Raw genomic sequence first — 20,448 nt, 5'->3', positions numbered from 1 at the left:
GTCGCCGGTGTTGTCCATCCTGACAGTGAGACCGTGAGTGCCGGTGGCCCGGCGGCCGACGCTAGGGATGTCGGCGGCGCTGCTCATGCTCATAGCGAGACCGCGGGCATTGATGACCAGGCCATCAGCGCTGACAGTGCGGGTGTGGACGCTGATGGCGGGGATGGCGGTGCTGCCGTTGTTCGTGACCGATCGGGAGGTGTCGACGGGGCGGCTGCGGACGATGACGGTGGGCATGCCGACAGTCACGGCGGGGCCACTGGTACGCATGGTGACTCTGGTGACGCTGCGGGTGGTGGGCCTGGGGCTGCGGCGCGGCCGGAGTTCGGGTCATCGCTGCAGGGGTGAGTGCGGACGACGTAGCTGCGGATCCGTTCGGAACGGCGGGGCTGCGGGCGGGGGTTCTCGCGGCTTGGCGTGATTCGCCTACGCGGTTGCGCGAGGATGCGGCGACGGAGTCGGATCTGGTGCGCGCGGGGTATCGGGATCGGCTGCTGACCGAATTGGCCCAGAACGCCGCGGATGCGGCGGCCAAGGCGGGTGCGGCAGGCCGAGTGGTGGTGCGCATTGTCGAGGGCGACGTACACATCTCGAATACCGGTGCACCGCTCGATCTAGCGGGCGTACACGCGCTGACGGCGCTGCGCGCCTCCGGCAAGGCGGATCCGACCGCAAGCGTCGGTCGCTTCGGCGTCGGCTTCACCGCCGTCCGGACGGTAAGCGACGAGATCGAGGTCCGGTCGACCACCGGCTCCTTACGGTTCTCCCGTGACCTCACCTGGGAAGCCCTGCGCGACAACGCGATCACCGTCCCCGGCCCTGCCGAAACGTTCACCCCGCCCGTCCTGCGCCTGGCCTGGCCGATCGAGGCCGCCCCGCCAGCAGCCGCAGACACCGAGATCGTCCTGCGCCTGCGCTCCGACATCGATCCCGAATCCCTGCTCGCCGCAATGCGCGCCGAAGCCGTCGACCTCCTTCTGGAACTGCCAGCCCTACAGAGCATCCGAATCGGCGACGCCGAATTCACCAGAACCGAAGCGGATTTGAGCGCTCGCCGATCCGCGGGGCTAGGGCTCCGGGAACTGCGTATCGATGGCCCCGGATCGGAACGACGGGTTTGGTGGGAGTACCGAACCGCCCGGGCGCGCTGGTTGCTGCCGCTGCGGGATGGCAGGCCGGCGTCCGCGGCACATGATGTGTTGCGCGCCCCCACGCGATCCGACGAGGAGCTGTCGCTACCGGCGCTGCTGATCGCCGACATTCCGATGCAGCCGGACCGGCGTCGCGTTCTCCCCGGTGCCCGCATTGCCGAATTCGCTGAGGGCTACGCCGATTTCGCCCGCGCACTTCCGTCGCAGGACCGCCTCGTCCTGGTTCCCACCCCGGGCTTCGCCCGCAGCGAGGTCGATGGCATGCTGCGCGAGGCGCTGATCCGCGAACTGCAGACCCATCCCTGGCTTCCGGTTGTAGCCGCTCGTCCGAAAACCTCCGGTGAAATGCCGGAGCATTCGGGTATGGGATCGGCCGACTCGACTGTGGACGAATCTTTTTCAAGGCCTGAAGCAGCCGGCAGCAACGCCGATCGTCGTGGCGTGCAGGCCGACGTGTCGGACACCGAGGACTGGACCGCCGCGGGCCTGCCCGGTGACGCGCGCTCTGCCGCGCTCCAGCCATTGAATGACGCAACGGCGGTGCCTACCCGAGCGAGCGTATTCACCGGTCTGAGTTGGGAACTGGCCGACCTGCTCGACGACATCGTCGGGCCGCTGGTGGTGCCCGAATTATCGGGGCGTGCGCACAGCGAGGCCTTGGGTGTGCTGGATGTGCACAGACTGGGACTGGCTCGGCTGGCCGAACTTTCGGGTTCGCTCGAGCGGTCCCCGAAGTGGTGGCGGTCGCTGTATGCGGCGTTGGAGCCATATGTGGTCGATCCACTGGCCGCCGAGGAGCTCGGCGCGCTCGCGGTACCGCTGGCCGACGGCCGACTTGTAACCGGTCCACGCACAGCGATTTTGGATGACCAGCTCGATGTCGCCATACCGGTGCACTGGGCGCGTTTGGTGCATCCCGAGGCAGTTCATCCCCTCCTCGCGCGACTCGGCGCACGTTCGGCCGCGGCCGAGGATCTGTTGAGCGATCCCGGATTGCGCGCGGAACTCGAGGATCAGCAGGGTGATCCCGATACCACCGACGCTGTGCTGCGTCTCGCCGCTCAGGCCGATCCGTCCGCATTACCGTCCTGGCTCGGCCTGCTCGAATTACCCGACACGACCGGAGAATTGCTCCCCGCCGACGAATTGCTGCTCCCCGACGCACCGCTGAGCGCATTGCTGGTCCCGGATTCACCCTTCGGCACCGTCGCAACGGATCTGGTGGACCGCTACGGTGCCGAGGCGCTGCGTGCGGTAGGCGTCGGCTGGGATTTCAGCGTTGTCGTCGAATCCGATCCGACCGGCCCCGATCACCACTTGGACGACGAGGAACTCTGGTGGTCGGGCCTGCCCGAAGACCCACCGGAACTGGCCGCCGTCCGCGACCTCGACCTCGTCGACGAGCCGTCTTGGCCGGCGGCCTTGCGGCAGTTGGCATCCAGTCCGCGCACCCGCGAATTGCTCACCGATCCCGAGGGATACACGGCCTGGTGGCTCCGCAGACACGCCCGCGTCAACGGCACACCCCTCGGCCTGCTCCGCCACCCCACCGACACCGAATTCGCCGATCTACTCCCCGAATTCGAGTATTCCGATCCGGATTCGTTACGCGCGGTCCTGGCGAACCCGAATGCCATCACTCAGGAACTGGCTGCCGCACTACTGGCCGCCCTCGCCGACCCGTCGAAAACCCCAACACCCGAGGTGGTTTCCCGAACCCACGCCCGCCTCGCCGCCGCCGTGGATCATCTCGACCTGACCGAACTAGAACTCCCCGAGCGCGTGCGGGCGCTGTCTTCAGCGGTCGTCGACCCCAATGAGGCGTGGGTACTCGACCAGCCGTGGTTCGGACTCGCCGTTCCCGCGGATCACCTGGTAGCAGGCGATACCGCCACCGCCCCAGCCTTGGCGACCTTACTCGATCTGCCCATGGTCTCCGAGGTGATCACCGCCGAGGTGACAACCCAGGGCCGCCACACCACCTGGTCCGCCGAACCACTGGGAATCATTCTCCGTCAACTGTTCACAATCCCCACCGACGGCGACCTAGTCCTCCACGACACCCTCCGAATCCGCCTACGCGGCGCCCTCGAAGCCACCATCGCCGTCCCCTGGTGGCGTCAAGGCACCACTACCCACATCCAAACCCCCCACTCTCCAGCCCGACTGGACGAATGATCACGTGGAAACCATGGCGGCACAACGCGAAACCCCCGCCACTTGGTCTCCCGCAAGCGGGGCTGGGGGCTACGTGGCGTAGTTGGCGAGCATCTCGCTCAGGAGGTCGAGTTGGCCGCGGACGCTTTCGCTGTCGTTGTCGACCAACCAGCGCAATACGACGCCATCGATCACATTCAAGGTGAAGCGGCTCAGCGTTGGCACCGGCACGGACCATTGGCAACCGGTGGCATCGCGGGCGTGGTCGAGGATGTCGGCGACGGTGGTGTCGTTGAATGCGTACTGTTCGCGCGCGATCGCGAGTTTCGCGGGAGTCGATTCTCCTTCGCGTAGCGCATATGTCGTGGTTTCGTAGGTGAGTAGTTGTCGTTCCGGTGTGGCTTCAATGTTGAGCCACATCAGTTCGAGTCCGGCGCGCACCAATTTTTGAAGCGCTTCTTTTCCACTTCCGACGTCTTGCCAAACTGTTTCGTTGGCGTCGACGGAATCGCGTAATTCCATCGACAACGCCTTGACCAGCTCGGTCATCAGCGCGTCCTTGTTTTCGAAACAGTAATGCACCACACCGAGCGAAACACCGGCTGCCTGAGCGACATCGCGCGTGGTCACGCCCGCGACGCCCTTTTTCTCGGCAAGGCCGATGGCTGCCTCGATAAGGTGGGCCCGTCGTTCTTCGACGCTCAATCGGGAGGACACCCAAGCGAGTTAAGTCCGCAACACCGCCACAGTCAATTCGCAGGGCCGAAAATCTCGACTGGACGATTGTCCAGTTGTGTGGTTCGCTTCAGCATGGGATCGAAGGGAGACGCGTATGCCGGTGTCACGCAGAACGGTGCTGGCCCGAACCGCGGCGGGTTCGGCCGCGTTGGCAGCGGCCACGGTGCCGGGTGTGACCACGGCGCTCGGCGCACCGGCCCCCGAATCAGCTGGCTACCTAATCGGACTCGGTCTTTCCGATATCACCGGACCGGCCGCCGAATGCGGAATGATGGGCTATTCACAGTTCGACCAGCAGACGGCGGGCATCCATCTGCGCCCGCGTGCTCGCGCATTCATCATCGACAGTGGTGCGCGCCGAATCGTGTTCGCGGTAGCGGAGAACGGCATGATTTTCCAGTCCGTGCATCGCGGCGTCATGCTCGAACTCGCGGGCCGCTTCGGTGATCTGTACACCGAACAGAACGTCGTGCTCACCTCGACGCATTCGCATGCGACCTGTGGCGGCTCCAGCAACGATTACGCGTACAACCTGTCGATTCTGGGTTTTCAACAGCAGGTATACGACGCCGAGGTGAACGGCATTGTGGAGGCGATTGCGGCCGCGCATGCCGATCTCGGACCGGGCACGCTTTCGCTGGGTCGCGCCGAACTGCGCGACGCAAGTGTCAACCGATCGCGAGTTGCCTTCGAACGCAATCCGGAAGTGGATAAAGAGCACTTCCCGAATGCCATCGACCCGGCGGTCACCGCGCTGTCATTCGTCAGGGGTGGCAAACAAGTCGGAGCCATCACCTGGTTTGCCACGCACAACACCTCGATGACCAACCAGAATCGACTGATCAGCGCGGATAACAAGGGTTACGCCTCGTTCTCCTATGAACACACCGAGCACGGGGTTCGATATCTCGAGGGCCCTGCCGATTTCATCGCCGCATTCGCGCAGACCAACGCGGGCGATATGTCCCCGAATCTCAACCTGCGACCCGGGTCGGGCCCGACCGAGAACGAGTTCGACAACACCCGCATCATCGGCGAGCGCCAGTACCACGCATCGAAAACCGCATTGTCGAGCGCACGCTGCATCAGCGGTCCGGTCGATTCGATGCTCTGCTATATCGACCTGGCAGATACCGCCGTCGACGGCAGATTCACCCCCGACGGTCAACCGCGCCACACCGCGCCCGCCGCTGCGGGCGTTTCGCTCATCGCCGGCAGCGTCGAGGACGGTCCGGGCCTGCCCGGCATTCCGATTCCGGAGGGGGTGCGCAATCCGTTCATCGATGCGCTCGGTGATCCGCGGCAGCCCGCGCCGTCCTGGCTGGCGGATGCGCAGGCGCCCAAGGCGATCATCGTGCCGCTCGGGTTGTTGCCGCCGGTGCCATGGGTGCCGAATGTGGTGCCGATCCAGATCGTTCGGATCGGTGAGCTGTACTTGGCCTGCGGCGGTGCGGAATTCACCATTGTCGCCGGATTGCGCATCCGTCGGGCGGTTGCCACCGCGCTCGGTGTCCCGCTGGAGCAGGTGCTCATGCAGGGCTATGCGAACGCATACCACGAATACGTCACCACCCCTGAGGAATACGACTCCCAGCAGTACGAGGGCGGCTCAACCCTCTTCGGCCGCTATACATTGCCCGCTTATCAGCAGGAGTTCACCCGTCTGGCAACGGCTTTCGCCGTCCGTCAGCAGGTCCCACGCGGCCCTGCACCGCGCGACATATCGAACCTGCAGCCGAACTTCCAGCCTGCCCCCGGACCGGATGCCACACCATTGGGCCGAGGCTTCGGTGATGTCCTGGCCCAGCCCGCCGCCTCCTACGCGCCTGGCACCCAGGCGGGCGCCGAATTCATCTCCGCCCACCCGAAACACAACCCGCGCCGCAACGGCACCTTCCTGGAAGTGCAGCGTCGCAACGCATCCGGCGACTGGGTCCGCGTTGCCAACGAGGGCGAATGGGCCGTCCGGTTCTACTGGAGCAAGCGCGGACTTGCCGAATCCGTAGCCCGCTTCACCTGGGACATCCCCACGGACGCCGCCCCCGGCACCTACCGCATGCAACACTTCGCCGACAGCCTGAACCCCGACGGCACCCTGCACCCCTTCATCGGCACCACCAACGAGTTCGAAGTGCGCTGAGGGTCAAAGTCCGGTTTGTGCGCCTTTGTCGCCGCGGCGGGCGCCCCGGCGCTGGATCGCGAAGATCGTGTAGCCGAGCAGGCCGACGGCTAGCCCCATCAGACACATTGGGCGGGCCGATTCCCAGCGGTCACTGGTCCACACGACAATGGTCGCGATCAGCCAGAGGGTGCTGCCGACCGCGAGGACCGGCCGTGGATCGGTGAAGCGCGGCGGGATCTGCGGGACATTCTGGGTCACAGTCATAGGGTAGCTGCGGGAACAGGCGGTCACCTGCCAGCGTGTCCCGTATCGTTCTGCTCTGTGACAACGCCATCGGATGTTCGAGCTCTCGCTGGTGAGCTGTCGCTCGCGGTGGTGCGCTTGACGCGACATCTGCGGGGGCGGCGCGCCGACGCGCAGATTTCGCTGACGCAGCTCTCCGCACTCGCCACGCTGCACCGGGAAGGGGCGATGACGCCGGGCGCGTTGGCCGCCAAGGAGCGCGTACAGCCACCCTCGATGACGCGTGTGATCGCCTCGCTCACCGATCTGGAATTGGTGGAGCGCAAACCACATCCGACCGATGGCCGCCAGATCATCGTCTCGCTCTCGGATGCCGGGCGCGCACTGATCGCCGATGAGACCAGCGCCCGCGAAGCCTGGATGACCGAACAACTCTCCACCCTCACCGACGAGCAATTGGTCGTGCTGACCCGTGCCGTCGGCATCATGAAGCAACTCGTCGACGACTCGGAGTAACGCGCAAACGGCCCGTCGTGGATGCGCGGCCACGAAAGCCCTCGACGCCCCGGCTACGCCGAACTATCGGTGGCTCGTAAAGAAGTCGGCACCAGCCCACTGGCGACAACAACCGTCCGCCGCGCGGTGCGCCTGACTGTCGATGACCTCGCGCCGAATCGGACTTATGGTGAGGCTTTCGGCGCGGGCCGCTCCCGGATCCGCGCGTCAGCGGGGTGCGTACCCGCCGCGGGTGTACTGCGCGCCGAATGGTTGGTCGCTGTCTACGATTTCGCGGCCGAGGGGGAACAGGGAGACCGGGATGAGTTTGAGGTTCGCCCAGCCGAAGGGTATGCCGATGATCGAGACGAACAGCGGGATGCTGGTGAACAGGTGGCCCAGCGCCAGCCACCAACCGGCGACGATGAACCAGATGATGTTGCCTATCATCGAACCGACACCCGCGGAAGGCTTTTCGACCGTGGTGCGTCCGAACGGCCACAGCACATAGGTCGCGATCCGGAACGAGGCGATACCCCAGGGGATCGTGATGATCAGAATGCAGCAGATGATGCCCGCCAGGATGTAGCCGAGCGCCATCCAGAACCCGACGAATACGAGCCACAGGATATTGAGCACCAGCTGAATCGGCTTCATGAATCAAGCATGCCAGCCTACCTCGGATCCGACATCACTCCGGAGTACGAGGTGGACTCAGGGATATCCCCGATCGGCGGCGGCGCCGGGCATGGTGGTCCATGCGGCGAGAGCTCAATCCTTGCGCATCCAGGCCAGCATGATCCGCACCTCGCGCAGTCGCCAGCCCGCCGAGGTCCGCGCTGCCGTGCCAGCCAGTCGCAGGCCGCCGGTTTGGTGCGGCGGTTGGCTGTCACGGTAGTAGTACACGAGCGAGTTCGCCGAGGCCGCGGCCTGGTCGCCGTCGATATTCACCAGTAGATCGGTGGTCGTGTGCTGAGTGAGTTCGCCCTCGACCTGAGACTGCCGCATGAATTCGGCGACTTTATCGATGCCGCGGACTTGGATTCGTGGCGAGTGGACCGCCACATCGTCGGTGAAGACGGTGTCGACATCCTCATATCGCACGTCGTCGAGCAGGTGGGCGAAGCGGGTGAACAGGTCGGCGATCTCGATGCGGTCGGCGATCATCGTATCCGTGGACATTGCTCCTTCATTGGCCGTACCAACATTGGTTTCGCCAACTATACAGAGTTTTGTTGGTTGCACCAATGAAGACTGTGATGCCATCGCCGTGCTCTGCACGTCTTCTCGGTCAACCCCTAGACCCCTGCCGCTGCGCCCACCACGGTCGCAGCGGCAGAGGTGGATCACATGCCTGACCGTGCCCGTGCAGCCGTCGGCGCTCACCCGTTGCCAGTGCACGCCCTGTGGCCTGGCAAGGTGGACAGAGCCGACGGCTGCGCGCTCACGCCCACTGGTCTGCGTCCGACGGCTTCGGCGAAGTGGGTGCGGCTACCGCATCTTGGCAGCGCTTGGCGAGTCGAGCGGCGGCGATCAGGCTCAGAAGAACCAGCCGAGTACCGCATCTCGCTGCGCGCCGAATGCCTCGTCGAGGTCGCGTAATTGCCCGGCGTCCTTGGCTTGCAGACGGTTGGCGGCTGCGAAGACCCGTGCTGGGTATGCGCCGAGGTACATCGACGCCAAGACGTCGATGCCGAGTTCGAAGTCGGGTGGGCGCGTGGTCGTGGTGCATTCTGCGATGCCGTCGTGCACGGTGAGTGCGAAGGTGCCGCCCGCATTGCGGAACGGATCCTGCACTGCGAGAACGACATCGAGGTCGCGCAGGTACGAGCGAGCTGTCAATGCGGCCGGAACATCCATGAGCCGCAACCACAAATCGTCGAAGCGCGCCTTCGTGCGCACCAGTCGGTGATCGGTGAGCAGATACGGGAGTGGATCGTTATCGGTGATCGCCGCCTCGACGTGACTGCACAGCTCCAATCCGAATAGGGCTCGCCACAACGCGATTTGCGCTTCCGCGGTCACCGCGCGCATCTCCTCGACCACTGCGGTCTTGCCTTGTTCGCGGCGGTGATAGCGATAGAGCACATAACCGTCCGGGTGTAGGAAAGCGAAGAGTTCGGTACCGCCGTCGCGGAATGCGGGCGAGTCGGCGAGGTCCATTTGCCACCGTGCCTCGGGTCGTGCCTGCGCACCGGGAACCAAGCGCCGCCACCGGTCGTAGATTGCGCGCACCGCCTCGCCCGCATCTCCCATGGTGCTGAGCACCACCCCGCCCGGATCGGGTGCCGACGGCAGGAATTCGACGAACCGCCGATCGATCGAGATGGCGTTCTGCCGAATCGTCGGACCATATCCGAATCGCCCGTAGATGGCCCCCTGGCTGGCGGTGAAGATGGTCAACGGGAACCCGGCCGCCTCCGTGCGCCGATGCTGCTCGGTATAGATAGCCCGCAGAATCCCGCGCCGTCGGTGCGTCGGCGCAACCGCGACCCCGGCGATCCCGCAGGCCTCGGCCGTGCGCTCCCCGGGCACCGTCAGCGTCATCCGAGTGGACCTGGCATGTCCGACGACACGGCCGCCATCAATGGCGACGATTGCTTCCTCGGTCGGAAAGACCTGCGCGCGCAATTGCGCATACCCAGGTTCACTGCGCATCCCGAACGCGGTGTCGCCGAGCAATTGAATGTCCGCCACGTCGTCATCGGTGGCCGACCGAATGGTGATGCCGGGTATCAGCGTCATCCCTCGACGATCGCACGCCCCCATCCCCGCCCGCACTCGATTTCCACCCGCCGCAGGCGCTCGGCACACCTCGCATACGGACTCGCCCTGTAACTCGCCGATGCCCGACCAGAAGGTCTGTGTCAGGAAAGGACACCGGTGTTCGGGCTGTGGCAGGTGCTCGGCACACCTCGCATATGGACTCGGTACAGCTCGCGTACGGGCTTGCCGTGTTACTCGCCGATGCCCCGCGCGCGAGGGGCTGCGTCGGATAGGCCACCGGTGTTCGGAGAGGTGTCGGGGGACGGCAGGATGTAGCGGTGGCTGATGTGATCGATATCGACGATCCCGCTGACCCGCGCGTCGATGACTTTCGCGATCTGAAGTCGGCGGATCGGCGGCCGGATCTGCCGGGGCGCAAGGGGTTGGTGATCGCGGAGGGGGTGGTGGTCGTCCAGCGGATGTTGGATTCGCGGTTTCGGCCGAGTGCGTTGCTCGGGGTGGAGAAGCGGCGGGTGGAACTCGCGGAGGATCTGGCGCGGATCGATGTGCCGTACTACCGGGCGAGTGCCGAGGTGATGGCGGAGGTGGTCGGATTCCATCTCAATCGCGGGGTGCTCGCGGTGGCGCGCAGGCCCGCGGAGTTGAACGTGGACGACGTTATCGAGCGGGCCAGCACGGTCGCGGTGTTGGAGGGCGTGAACGATCACGAGAATCTCGGCTCGATGTTCCGGAATGCGGCGGGATTCGGCGTCGATGCGATTCTGTTCGGTCATCGGTGCGCCGATCCGCTGTATCGGCGTGCGGTGCGGGTGTCGATGGGACATGTGCTGCGGGTGCCGTTCGCGCAACTGCCGACATGGCCGGAGGGACTGGATGACTTGCGGAACAAGGGATTCCAGATCATCGCACTCACCCCGAACCCGGCCGCGGTGAATTTGGCCACCGCGATGACGGGGAAGCGGGTGGCGCTGCTGCTCGGTGCGGAGGGGCCCGGATTGACCGAGGAAGCCATGCGGGCCACCGATATTCGTGCTCGCATCCCGATGGCACCTGGCACCGATTCGCTCAATGTGGCGACCGCGGCCGCCATGGCGTTCTATGAGCGGGTGAGGACGTCATGAGGGGGATGCTGTCGTGAGCTACTTCTCGAACGGTGCGTACCGGCCCTCTCAGCCGGACCAGGATCCGACCCCGTGGGCCGCCGGACTCACCGTCGCGACCATGGTCGCGCTGCTGACGGCCGTCGCGGTGTACGCGTTCGGTTCGGCGCTGGCGGAGGTGCATCCGCTGCTCGCGATTCTGGTCAACCTCGTCGCGGTCGGCGGCGCCGCTCCGACAGCCTGGCGCTGGCGCCTGGCCCCCGTGACGCGCTGGGTGATCGGTGGGGGTGTGGCTGGTGTGTTGCTCGGCTGGCTGGTCCTGATCATCGGCGGCCTGTCGAGTTGACCGACCTCGGCGCGGTACCGCGATCTCTTATGAGTTCGGCAGGTTGGGGCCATGAGAGCGGGACGCGCAGCTTTCCTCGTCGGTCCGGCCAGATCTATGCGGCGTGGTGCCAAACCGAGATGGACCCGCTCACGAGACACGATCCTTGCCGCGCAGCCAGTCGAGCAGACCTCGTCTCGGTTTCGCGTCACCGTTCCGCTCTTCCAGCGGGATCCGCGCGGCGGGGTCGGGTGCCTGTCCCTTGGGGTACAGGGTGAATCCACATACCGCGATATCGCCTGCTACCAGGGCACCTTCGGGGGCTGCGGCGCGATAGTGGAACCCGAGCCATTCGTTATTGGCGGCGTCGGCGAAATCAGGCGGGTCGAAGGGGAGGGTCTGCGGATCGGGCAGTTCCCCGGCCCGCCATCGCACCGGATGATCACCGGCCCAATACGAACGTTCCCACACCAGCGGAAGGCCATCGTCTTCCAGAATGTTCACCCGCGTAGAGCTGAACGAGCGACGGAATTCGCCACGCTCCCAATGGGCGAACGCGCCCCAGCCGTGATGCGCGTCGAACGAGATCAGGTAGGTGTGCTCCGAGGCGAGCGGGCGAACCAGCAACTCGGGCAGCGCCGTCGGATGCGCCCGCGCTGCCTGTGCCGAGCACACCACCGTGACTCCCGGATAGCAGCCGATGTACACCTCATCGGCATCCGGTCCGGCGCAACCACCGAGCGTGCCGACCATGATCGGCATGACATCGCGGTCCGTGTGCAGCTGTTTCGCCAGTGCGAGCGCGGCTTCGGGATCCGGATCGTGGTTCGCGCGGAGTACCGCCAACGGATCCTGTGCGTCGACGTACCAGAGAGACGAAGCCTTGGACAGCATTTCCGGCACCTCCCGATGGTTGCACCAAACCAGCTCCGCGAACTTCGAGCACCCCACGGCGTCCTCTAGCAACTCCCACTGCCGTGAACCGCCCAACGTCGACTCACCAAGACGTCGACACTCCGAAAAATCTACCCGCACTACCGCGCCAACATCGCACCTTCCGCATTCGAACACGCCCGCAGCCCCCAAAATTCGCCCCGAACAAACCAGTTTGGCCGCGCAGAATCAAGATCAGGTGGATTCTATGGCGGCGTCGCCCGAGAAGCCGCCACCGTCATGCCCACTTGATCTTGGTCCGGTGAGGATTAGTCGGCTGCCGCTCTGGGCTGTGCCTCGAGATCCGGGTTGTGCTTGTAGACCTGGACCGTGCGAAACCGGAGGCCTCGAAAGCTGGGCGGGTATCCGAAGAGCTCAGCGAATCTCGAGACCTTCGGCGTTTGGGACTCGCGGCCAGCCCATGAGAACGCCATCGCTCGCGTAGCCTCGTCCCGCGCGAAACCCCAGCGCAGGACTGGAACTCAGTGCCCCGAGCTACGCACCCCGAGTAATACGTCCTCCCAGGACGGCATTGGTGCCTTCCCCCGCTTGTTCCGTGCCGTCTTCGCGGGCGCCTTCTTCGCCGCTTCCTCGGAAGCGGCGGGCTTTGCGGCAGACTTCGAGGCCTTGGGGGGCGCGGCGGGCGCGGGCGGGGCGGTGCCCGCACCAGCCGGTGCATCACCGGCGGCAGGAGCCGTACTCGTCCCGGCGGTCACCGCAGCGGAACCGCTCGCGGCCGGAATGGCATTCGTGCTCGTGGCGGCCGGGATCGCGGCCGCGGTACCACCGGTGGCGACCGGCGTACTGCTACCGCCGGCCGCGACGGAACGCTGCTCGTAGTACTCGTCCAATGTCGGCTGGGTCCGTGCCGCCGGACGCGCCGGTGCCGCCGCGGCCTCGCGCGCCGGACGCGCGTCGGCCGGACGGGTTTCCACCGGCCGGGTCTCTACCGGCGGTTCGGGCGCCGCGGCGGCCTCGATCTCCGCCTGCGGCGGCAGGATGGTGGCGAGTCCGCGCAGAGCACGGCCGAAGTCGGGATCGATCAGATCCGAGGCCGGATCGTCGAGCGGGGAAACCGAGCCGCCGTGCGCGTCCGGCTGGTAGCGCCAATGCGCGGCGATCTCGGAACGGCCGTTCTGCCATTGCAATTGCGCGACCCAGAAGCCTTTTTCGTCCTTCCAGGCATCCCACTCGGCGTTCTCGAGTGTGTGCCCGCGCTCGGTGAACGCGGCGGTGACGATATCGATCAGGGTTTCCACGGCCGGACCGTCGGCGCGTACCGGATGCGCCTTCTGCGCGAGTTCAGCGGCGCGGGCACGCTCCAGCAGAACCGGATAGGCGAATCGCTCGACGCGACTCAGCGGCATACCGGATTCTTCGGTGACCTGTTCAACGGATGCCCCGGCACGGATACGAGCTTGAATATCGCGGGGACGCATAGTTGCTTCCATCTCGATCTCAATCTGGCCGAATCGGGCAAGGTCTCCGCGTGCGGCGGCTCGAAGCTTGTCGTCGGCGGGCAGCCGGTACTTGGTGCCGGTCTCGGTGTCGATGCACACGATGTGCGTGGAGTCGGGCGTCACCCCGATCACTCGAAGTTCACGCACCGTTACCTCCTTATCGCGTCGGCTCGCGACACCGCCCACTTTCCGAAACAGTAGTGCACTACTGATGATCTCGAGGCAAGACACGCGGGGCGGAAATCTGCGAAAGACCCTCCGCGCCCCGCTAATCTGCTCTATTCGCGTTTTCGGCCGCGCGGGCGCGGCGTGTTCGCGGCCCCCTGGTGTCTCGCGGCCGAGCCGTCGAGACTCGCGCCTACGGCGCATGCGCTTCGACGACTCGGCCGCGAGACGGGCCGCGAACTCCTCGCTCGTAAGACTCGCTCCGTGCTGGTCGATAGTGCGGGTCTCTTACGTCGGATCGTATGTTCGCAGCCCGTAGAGCGGCGCTGTGGTGTGTTGAGCTGTTCGTTGTCAGCCGAGTTTTTCGACGACCCAGTCGATGCTACGCGTCAGCTGGGAAACATCCTCTGGGTCGATGGCGGGGAACATGCCGACGCGCAGTTGGTTGCGGCCGAGCTTGCGGTAGGGCTCGGTGTCCACGATTCCATTGGCGCGCAGCACCTTGGCGACGGCGGCCGCATCGACCGAGTCGGCGAAGTCGATGGTGCCGACGACCTGTGAGCGGTGCGCGGGATCGGCGACGTACGGGGTGGCGAAGGAGCTCGACTCGGCCCAGGAGTACAGCCGCGACGAGGAATCCAGCGTCCGCTTGACCGCCCAGTCCAGCCCGCCGTTGCCGTTGATCCATTCGATCTGGTCGGCGAACAGCAGCAGGGTGCCGAGCGCGGGGGTGTTGTAGGTCTGGTCCTTGGTGCTGTTGTCGATCGCGATCGGCAGCGAAAGGAAGTCCGGCGTCCAGCGACCCGAGGCCTTGATCTCCTCGACCCGGGCGAGCGCGGGCGGGCTCATCAGCGCGACCCACAGCCCACCATCGGATGCGAAGCACTTCTGCGGTGCGAAGTAGTACACATCGGCATCGGTGATGTTGACCGGCAGGCCGCCCGCGCCTGAGGTGGCGTCGATGGCGATGAGCGCGTTCTCCGAACCCGCCGGACGCTGCACCGGGATAGAGACACCGGTGGAGGTTTCGTTGTGCGCCCAGCCGATGAGGTCGGCCGAGGGGTCCGAAACCGGCTCGGGCGCACTGCCCGGCTCCGCCGAGACCACGATCGGATCGCCGATGAACGGGTTGCCCTTGGCCACCGCGGCGAACTTCGAACTGAACTCACCGTTGGTCAGGTGCAGCGAGCGCTCGCGGATCAGGCCGAAGGCGGCGGCATCCCAGAACGCCGTGGTGCCACCGTTGCCGAGCACTACTTCGTAGTCGTCGGGTAGTGCGAAAAGCTCGCGCAGCCCGCTGCGCACGCGCGCGACCACATCCTTGACCGGCTTCTGCCGGTGACTGGTTCCGAACACAGAGGCGCCGACGGATACCAGAGACTGCAACTGCTCCGGGCGCACCTTGGAGGGGCCACAGCCGAACCGTCCGTCGGCGGGCTTGAGATCGTCGGGAATAGTCGGGAACTCAGCGGTCATGGCCAACAGGGTAGACGGTGGTATTGCTGTGACACTGACCACACTCCGGCTAACGTAGTCGCCCATGGACCTTGCGTCGGCTAACTCGGGGTGGAGAGCGCGTAGCGGGGGGCCGCGGAACTTCGGACTGCGCGCGCCGCTTTCGGATTCGCAGCGGCGCGAATTGCTCATGCACGGCGCGATGGGCTCGGCGACCATCCTGGGTGTGCGGCCGCGACGCAGCGAACCCGGACACATTTTCTGGGTTCGAGTGCAGGTAGAAGGCGCGCTACCGTACGAGACCCGGGTACGGCAGCGGATGCGGCCGGACGACCTGGAGTGGATGCGGCCCGGTGACGTGGTCGGCTGCCGGGTCGATCCGGGCGATCGCGACCGTCTGGTGCTCTACGTGCCCGATATCGCCGAGACCGGCCGGGTGAGCATTTCGAAAATCCTCGCCGACGGCCGCCGCGCCGATGCCACCGTGCTCGCTGCCGCACCGGTCGCCGCCGACTACGCCGGTCGCGACGACCCGGTGCTGCGCCTGGATCTCGAACTGCGCGCTTGGGACGAGGCGAAACCGTGGCGTGTGCGCCTGATCCAACCGGTGCCGCTGGCCGCGATCGGCCTCGTCGATCTCGGCCAACACCTCGAGGTGGCCTTTTTCACCGTCGACCGCGGCGAATCCGTCGCGGTCGACTGGCTCGCCTCCCTGGACCAGGACTAGCGAGGCGGCGGCTCGATGCCCGAGCCGCCATTTCGCTAACTTTTGGCTTTCACCCTGGCCAGCGCATGTCCGGTCAGTGCGATGAGCGCCGTCTTGGCGGATTCACGATCCCTGGCGTCGATCATCATCACCGGAACATCCTCGGAGAGCGAGAGGGCATCGCGGATGGCCTCCTCCGGAAATTTGGGGGCACCTTCGAATTCGTTGACCGCGACCAGGAACGGTAGTCCGAGTTCTTCGAAATAGTCGACCGCGGCGAAACTTTCGTCCACTCGACGAGTGTCGACCAGCAGGATCGCGCCGATCGCGCCGAGGCTCAGGTCGTCCCACATAAACCAGAACCGGTGCTGGCCCGGGGTGCCGAACAGGTACAACACCAGATCGTCGTTCAGGGTGATCCGGCCGAAATCCATGGCCACCGTGGTGGTGGTCTTGTCCGGGACTGCCGAGGTGTCGTCTATCTCGGAGCTCAGATCGGTCATCAGTGCTTCGGTTTTCAGCGGAACGATATCCGAAACCGCGCCGACCAGCGTAGTTTTGCCGACCCCCATCTCGCCGGCTATCACGATTTTCGCCGAGACCGCGCGGGACGTGGTCTCGGGTGGTGCTTGTTCAGGTGCGGTCATCGAACATCCTCGGCTGCAAGGGGTTTCAACTTACCAGTGGCTCTTCCGTCACGTACCCCCCGCTGATACCGGTTCAATCCTGTGCGGATCGCTTCCGGGTCGCGGCGCGTGCTCGCCGCAGCTTCCGTTGCCGCCGACCCCGACTCGGCCCCACCCGGCACCAACTGATTCCCTGGATCTCGTTTCGGTAGCCCGGACGTTGTCCTTTCCGTGATCGTGGCATCGGCCGCCCGCTGTGCCGCGGACCAGCCCTCATCCGCCGCCGAATGCCAATTGGTCGAAACCGGTAGCTCCCCTGTGGTCGGATCAGCCAACCACGCCGACATCATGCCGGCGAAAATCGGCGTCGCCGCCCCCTCGGTGGGCTGCGCGGGTCCCTCGGATGTGGATTCCGCCGAATCCCCCTCCTCGGATAGGAAGAACGAGGTCGTCTTGGCCACCCGCTCCTGCGGCCCGGTCGGGGGACCCGAATCGGCCACGCTAGCGGACGGCGTCGGCGCCGCGGTTGTGCGCGCAGGCTTCGCGGCGGCCCCGCCCGCTTTGCGACGTCCTTTGCGATTTACTCCCGGAACCCGTTTCGGGAGACCATAACTGGTAATCACCGGCGGCGCCGCCGGAGCATCGACATCCGGTTCGGCAGGCTTGGGCGCCGCCGGCGGCGGTGCACCGATCCGACGTGCCGCAGACTCGGACTTCGGTGCGACCGCCTTGGCTGCGGGCTCGGCGTCCGCCGCCTCGGCCGTCGCCTTGGTAAGACCTCTGCCCGCCTCGGCCGTCGCCTTGGTACCGAGGGTGTCCCGATGTACCGGAATCACCGGCTTCAGCGTCGACGGATCCTTCGAATCCTGCGACGGCACCTCGATCAGTGCGGGCGGAATGTGCAGGCTCGCGGTGATTCCCGGACTGAGCGCCCGATCGTGGGTCCGGCGCAACCGAACCGTTATGCCGTGCCGCTCTGCGAGCTTGCCGACCACGAACATGCCCATCTGCCGCGTCGTCGCGACGGTGACCGCGGCCGGTGTCGCCAACCGCTGGTTGATCTCGTTCAGTTCGTTGGCCACCATGCCGATGCCCTCATCGACGACCTCGATGAGCAGGCCGCCCTCGGAGGTTCGGCTGTAGGCGAAGGTGACATCGCTATCGGGCGGTGAGGCGCGCAGCGCGTTCTCCAGCATTTCCGCGATCAGATGCACCACATCGGTGGCCGCGATGCCCGCGACCCAACCATCGGGTGTGGCACCGGATTTGACGCGCTGATAGTCCTCGACCTCGGAGACGGCGGCACGCAGAATATCGCGCACCTCGACCGGCCCGGACCGATCGTGCCGTGACCGCGTTCCGGCCAGCACCAGCAGATTGGCGCTATTGCGCCGCATACGCGCGGCCAGGTGGTCGAGCCGGAAGAGATGGCCGAGCCGCTCGGGATCCTTCTCCTCGAATTCCAGCGCCTCGATCATGCTGAGCTGGCGATCCACCAGCGTCTGGCTGCGCCGTGCCATGGTCTCGAACATGTCGTTGACCTGATCGCGCAGGAGTTGCTGCTGTGCGGCGAGTTTGAGTGCCTGGGTGTGCAAACCATCTACGGTGCGGGCGATTTCGCCGATTTCCTCACCGGTGTGCACCGGCACCGGTTTCACCTCGATGTCCTCGAGTTGGGCGCCGCGCATGATCCGTTCGACCTCGCTCGGGAGGTCCTTATCGGCAAGTTCGCTGGCACCCGCCCGCAGCCTGCGTAGCGGCTGCAGCAGCGAGTGCGCGACCCACAGCGCGAGTGCGAGCGCCGCGATCACGGTCCCGAGCACGACCAGGGAGGCCTGCACGGCCGCGGATCGGGCCTCGGCGACCTTGTTGTCGACATCGTGGATGACGCCCTGCACGATCTGGCGCGTCAATCCGGTGAAGACATCGCGGGATTCGATGGCCAGCCGCCGCAACTCCACCAGGTCGACGATGTGCGTGCGCATCGCGACATCGATCATGTCCTTGAGCACGGCGTTATTCGGCTTCAACACCCGATCGAGTTCGGGCTTGGCGGCGGGCATTACCCGTTCGATCGCATCGCCCATGGCCAGGATGCGCCCCTGCGCGGTATGAAAACTCTCGGCCTGCGACGGCTGTTGGATCGCCGATATGGCTGCCATCAGCCAGTTGAAGCCCTCGACCTTGCCGGCCAGCACATCGGAGAGCTGCGCCTTAGCGGCAACGACCGAGCCGACGCCGATCGGGGTGAGCAATTTGTCCACGGTGCCGATGGCATCGGCGACGATCGCGTTGTTGAGTTCGATGGCCTTCACCGGATCGCCGCCGCCCTTACCGCCGGAGCGGATGACCTCGCTGGTCGCGGTCATCTGCTTCAGCGCCCTGGCGACCGCCGCGTCGATGCCCTTGCGTCCGGCGCGCACCGTGGCTTCGGTAATAGCCGTTGACAATTCGACCAGGTCCTGGTCGGTGGTGGTGCCGTAGACCTGCCCACCGGCGACGGTCGAGGCCGCCGATTCGAGTGCGGTGATCGCCGGAATATCAGAGATGCGATCGGCCGCACTGTCGTATTCGGAGTAATCGCGGAAGAACACCGTCAGGCGCAGACCACCGAGCAAAATGGCCGCGGCCAGCGGAAGAGCAACGGCCGCGCCGACTTTCCAGCGGACTCGCCATTGCTCGAGATTCCGCCATCGAGTGTGCGCGAAGATTCCCTGCGCCACCCTACATACCGCCTTCCGCTCGGATCTGGCCGATCCGGTCACCTCGCGTTGGCGAAATGCCCGGTGCACGGCCGTAATCCGTCTCACCTTTGTTTTTTCGAGCGACCGGCAGGCGGTCGGCTGACGTCGGGACACCGGTCAGCATCGGTACCATACTGGCTCGCCGCCGAGGGTTGCGCGTTATTGGCGCGATCGCGGGGGCGTGCACTCCATACCGTAATAACTGCACCCCGCGATTCACCGGCACGATGGTGCGCCGAGTCCCACTACGGGCGGCAAGGGTGCTCAGAGATGGACAAAGGTGAACCCCGCAGATCGCAGCGCGGGCAGCGCCGCGGTCATCCCGGCGGCCGTTCCGGAATTCGGCCGGTGCATATGCGCCAGCGAGATCGCACCGGGCGCGGCGGCTTTCATCGCATTCTGCACCTGTGCCGCGGTCGCGGTGGCGCCGTAGTCGGCATTGATGCTGAAGCCGACCGGCCGCTCACCCAATTCGTTGACGATCGCGACCGCGACATCGTCATAGTGCGCGGTGCCCGCGCGGAAAAACCGCGGCGGTTTGCCGAGTAGCGTGGTGAGCCGCTCGTGATTGGCCCAGACCTCATCGACGGCCTCCTGCGGCGAGCCGGTGCCCGGGATTTCGTAGGCGGCCCGGCCGGTCACCGAGAGCGGCTTATGTGCCACGCCGTGATTGGCCAGCTCGAACAGCGGATTGGCGGCCAATTGCGCGGCGCGACCGGGATTCGCATCGATCCACCGTTTGTTGAGAAACAGCGTGGCCTGAATCTGCTGGGAGATCAGCAGATTCAGTAATGTCTCATCGATATCGTTATTGCCGGGCCCGCCGCACGCGTCGAAGGTAACCGCCATCTGTTTGCCGGTCGCCGCGAAAGTGCTGGTAATGCCGTCCATCGCCATGCCCCACCTGGTCGGCTGCGCACCCGCGTGTCGAGCGGCCACCGCCGCGGGGGAGGTGGCGGCGGGCGTCTGCTGTACCGGGGATCTCGGAATGGCCTGCACGTCAACGGCGTTCGCGGCGGTGGTCGTTCTCGATTGCGCGCCAGTCGTATTGCCCTTATCGGTACTGCAACCAGCGACGAAAGCCGCAGCCGCGGCACCGAATCCGATCAGCCGCCGCCGCGACACATTCCTATCCAGCATTCCCCGTTAACTCTCTCTCACAGCTTCCCCCGGGATGCTACCTGTGTTGTTGGCGGCGCGGGCGCCGCGTGTTCGCGGGCTCTGTTTAATGGCCGCGGCTTCGCCGCGGCGTGTTCGCGGCCCCCTGGTGTCTCGCGTCCGAGCCGTCGAGACTCGCGACT

General features: G+C 65.7%; 18 protein-coding genes. 6 read left to right on the top strand and 12 right to left on the bottom strand.

All coding sequences use genetic code 11. From position 1 onward, the window contains the following. Positions 1-270: hypothetical protein (locus ACIBG0_RS07500; protein WP_397030301.1), on the bottom strand; the 270-nt coding region annotated here is incomplete at its 3' end. 74 nt (positions 271-344) lie between these two features. Here ACIBG0_RS07500 and ACIBG0_RS07495 point away from each other — a divergent pair. Continuing rightward, on the top strand, positions 345-3,329 hold the full coding sequence (locus tag ACIBG0_RS07495; protein WP_397030299.1) for a sacsin N-terminal ATP-binding-like domain-containing protein: 2,985 nt from the start codon (positions 345-347) through the stop codon (positions 3,327-3,329). A 69-nt stretch (positions 3,330-3,398) separates the two neighbouring features. Here the strand turns inward: ACIBG0_RS07495 and ACIBG0_RS07490 are convergent, their stop codons facing one another. Continuing rightward, positions 3,399-4,025, bottom strand: coding sequence for a TetR/AcrR family transcriptional regulator (locus tag ACIBG0_RS07490; protein ID WP_397030297.1), 627 nt, complete (start codon positions 4,023-4,025; stop codon positions 3,399-3,401). 115 nt (positions 4,026-4,140) lie between these two features. Here ACIBG0_RS07490 and ACIBG0_RS07485 point away from each other — a divergent pair, with 115 nt between their 5' ends. Then, entirely contained in the window at positions 4,141-6,186 is a 2,046-nt protein-coding gene (locus ACIBG0_RS07485) for a neutral/alkaline ceramidase (protein ID WP_397030296.1), read from the top strand. A 3-nt stretch (positions 6,187-6,189) separates the two neighbouring features. On the opposite strand, the gene ACIBG0_RS07480 is transcribed toward ACIBG0_RS07485, so the two are convergent. Further along, complete coding sequence (locus ACIBG0_RS07480; RefSeq protein ID WP_397030294.1) at positions 6,190-6,426, bottom strand: DUF2530 domain-containing protein; 237 nt, start codon at positions 6,424-6,426, stop codon at positions 6,190-6,192. A 63-nt stretch (positions 6,427-6,489) separates the two neighbouring features. Here ACIBG0_RS07480 and ACIBG0_RS07475 point away from each other — a divergent pair, with 63 nt between their 5' ends. Beyond that, positions 6,490-6,927, top strand: coding sequence for a MarR family transcriptional regulator (locus ACIBG0_RS07475; protein WP_364347112.1), 438 nt, complete (start codon positions 6,490-6,492; stop codon positions 6,925-6,927). Positions 6,928-7,134: 207 nt separating this feature from the next. Here the strand turns inward: ACIBG0_RS07475 and ACIBG0_RS07470 are convergent, their stop codons facing one another. From ACIBG0_RS07470 to ACIBG0_RS07460, 3 genes are all read right to left on the bottom strand, one after another. Continuing rightward, positions 7,135-7,563, bottom strand: coding sequence for a YccF domain-containing protein (locus ACIBG0_RS07470; RefSeq protein ID WP_397030292.1), 429 nt, complete (start codon positions 7,561-7,563; stop codon positions 7,135-7,137). 114 nt (positions 7,564-7,677) lie between these two features. Continuing rightward, positions 7,678-8,088 (bottom strand): nuclear transport factor 2 family protein, encoded by a 411-nt coding sequence (locus tag ACIBG0_RS07465; protein WP_397030290.1) that lies wholly within the window; start codon positions 8,086-8,088, stop codon positions 7,678-7,680. A 357-nt stretch (positions 8,089-8,445) separates the two neighbouring features. Further along, positions 8,446-9,651: a GNAT family N-acetyltransferase gene (locus ACIBG0_RS07460; RefSeq protein ID WP_397030288.1), complete on the bottom strand. Its 1,206-nt coding sequence runs from the start codon at positions 9,649-9,651 to the stop codon at positions 8,446-8,448. A 299-nt stretch (positions 9,652-9,950) separates the two neighbouring features. Between ACIBG0_RS07460 and ACIBG0_RS07455 the strand changes: the two genes are divergently transcribed. Next, the gene (locus ACIBG0_RS07455; protein WP_397030286.1) at positions 9,951-10,754 is read left to right on the top strand and encodes a TrmH family RNA methyltransferase; all 804 of its coding nucleotides are present in this window, start codon (positions 9,951-9,953) and stop codon (positions 10,752-10,754) included. A 13-nt stretch (positions 10,755-10,767) separates the two neighbouring features. Then, positions 10,768-11,079 (top strand): DUF2537 domain-containing protein, encoded by a 312-nt coding sequence (locus ACIBG0_RS07450; protein ID WP_397030284.1) that lies wholly within the window; start codon positions 10,768-10,770, stop codon positions 11,077-11,079. 129 nt (positions 11,080-11,208) lie between these two features. On the opposite strand, the gene ACIBG0_RS07445 is transcribed toward ACIBG0_RS07450, so the two are convergent. The 3 genes from ACIBG0_RS07445 to serC form a co-directional block, all read right to left on the bottom strand. After that, complete coding sequence (locus tag ACIBG0_RS07445) at positions 11,209-11,952, bottom strand: DUF6928 family protein (RefSeq protein WP_397030282.1); 744 nt, start codon at positions 11,950-11,952, stop codon at positions 11,209-11,211. A 521-nt stretch (positions 11,953-12,473) separates the two neighbouring features. Beyond that, entirely contained in the window at positions 12,474-13,598 is a 1,125-nt protein-coding gene (sepH, locus tag ACIBG0_RS07440) for a septation protein SepH (RefSeq protein ID WP_397030280.1), read from the bottom strand. A gap of 369 nt (positions 13,599-13,967) precedes the next feature. Then, positions 13,968-15,092: a phosphoserine transaminase gene (serC, locus tag ACIBG0_RS07435; RefSeq protein WP_397030278.1), complete on the bottom strand. Its 1,125-nt coding sequence runs from the start codon at positions 15,090-15,092 to the stop codon at positions 13,968-13,970. Between the two features lie 64 nt (positions 15,093-15,156). Here serC and ACIBG0_RS07430 point away from each other — a divergent pair, with 64 nt between their 5' ends. Beyond that, positions 15,157-15,798: a hypothetical protein gene (locus tag ACIBG0_RS07430; protein WP_397030276.1), complete on the top strand. Its 642-nt coding sequence runs from the start codon at positions 15,157-15,159 to the stop codon at positions 15,796-15,798. A gap of 35 nt (positions 15,799-15,833) precedes the next feature. Here the strand turns inward: ACIBG0_RS07430 and ACIBG0_RS07425 are convergent, their stop codons facing one another. From ACIBG0_RS07425 to ACIBG0_RS07415, 3 genes are all read right to left on the bottom strand, one after another. Further along, positions 15,834-16,424: a GTP-binding protein gene (locus tag ACIBG0_RS07425; RefSeq protein ID WP_397030275.1), complete on the bottom strand. Its 591-nt coding sequence runs from the start codon at positions 16,422-16,424 to the stop codon at positions 15,834-15,836. Further along, positions 16,421-19,126 (bottom strand): ATP-binding protein, encoded by a 2,706-nt coding sequence (locus ACIBG0_RS07420; RefSeq protein ID WP_397030274.1) that lies wholly within the window; start codon positions 19,124-19,126, stop codon positions 16,421-16,423. The genes ACIBG0_RS07425 and ACIBG0_RS07420 overlap by 4 nt, the downstream gene beginning before the upstream one ends. Positions 19,127-19,411: 285 nt before the next feature. Next, the gene (locus ACIBG0_RS07415; protein WP_397030272.1) at positions 19,412-20,272 is read right to left on the bottom strand and encodes a polysaccharide deacetylase family protein; all 861 of its coding nucleotides are present in this window, start codon (positions 20,270-20,272) and stop codon (positions 19,412-19,414) included. Between the last annotated feature and the right edge of the window lie 176 nt (positions 20,273-20,448).

Origin of the sequence: Nocardia sp. NPDC050630, from assembly GCF_044457245.1 — a bacterium.
GTDB lineage: Bacteria > Actinomycetota > Actinomycetes > Mycobacteriales > Mycobacteriaceae > Nocardia.
This window is presented reverse-complemented; position numbering and strand designations above follow the sequence as displayed.

Coding starts and splice junctions, on each gene's coding strand:
- ACIBG0_RS07485 (WP_397030296.1), top strand. CDS start 4,141: ATGCCGGTGTCACGCAGAACGGTGCTGGCCCGAACCGCGGCGGGTTCG.
- ACIBG0_RS07470 (WP_397030292.1), bottom strand. CDS start 7,563: ATGAAGCCGATTCAGCTGGTGCTCAATATCCTGTGGCTCGTATTCGTC.
- ACIBG0_RS07465 (WP_397030290.1), bottom strand. CDS start 8,088: ATGTCCACGGATACGATGATCGCCGACCGCATCGAGATCGCCGACCTG.
- ACIBG0_RS07460 (WP_397030288.1), bottom strand. CDS start 9,651: ATGACGCTGATACCCGGCATCACCATTCGGTCGGCCACCGATGACGAC.
- ACIBG0_RS07445 (WP_397030282.1), bottom strand. CDS start 11,952: ATGCTGTCCAAGGCTTCGTCTCTCTGGTACGTCGACGCACAGGATCCG.
- serC (WP_397030278.1), bottom strand. CDS start 15,092: ATGACCGCTGAGTTCCCGACTATTCCCGACGATCTCAAGCCCGCCGAC.
- ACIBG0_RS07430 (WP_397030276.1), top strand. CDS start 15,157: ATGGACCTTGCGTCGGCTAACTCGGGGTGGAGAGCGCGTAGCGGGGGG.
- ACIBG0_RS07425 (WP_397030275.1), bottom strand. CDS start 16,424: ATGACCGCACCTGAACAAGCACCACCCGAGACCACGTCCCGCGCGGTC.